Annotated in this window: 1 protein-coding gene; it reads left to right on the top strand. The window is 66.0% G+C overall.

The annotated features are described in order from the left end of the window. Positions 1 to 427: IS5 family transposase (locus AACY52_RS31425; protein WP_339561563.1), on the top strand; the 427-nt coding region annotated here is incomplete at its 5' end. Positions 428 to 444 lie beyond the last annotated feature (17 nt).

A 444-nucleotide genomic window follows, 5' to 3' on the forward strand; every position in this document is an offset into this window, starting at 1 on the left:
GGCTCTCGCCCAGGCCATAGGCCGCTCCCGGGGCGGGCGCACCACCAAGATCCACGCCGTGGTCGACGGCCAGGGCCGGCCTATCGCCTTCGTCGTCACGGCGGGTCAACTGGGCGACTTGCGAGCCGCCACCGAACTGCTCGGCCCCCTGCCGCCGGCCCAAGTCTGCCTGGCGGACTGCGCCTACGACAGCCATGGCTTCCGCAGCTTCCTGGAAAACCGAGGGACCAAGGCTGTCGTGCCCAACAACAGGACCCGAAAGAACCCCTATCCCTTCGACCGACAGGCCTATCGCAGACGCAACCTCATCGAGCGCATGTTCAGCCGCCTCAAGGACTTCCGACGCATCGCCACCCGCTACGATAAACTCGCCGTCGTCTTCGACGCCGCCGTCCTCATCGCAGCCATGGTCATCTGGTGGTTATGAGTCCTGAGCCTAAGGCC

The sequence above is a fragment of the Pseudomonas sp. EA_65y_Pfl1_P113 genome (genome assembly GCF_963970525.1).
GTDB lineage: Bacteria > Pseudomonadota > Gammaproteobacteria > Pseudomonadales > Pseudomonadaceae > Aquipseudomonas > Aquipseudomonas tritici.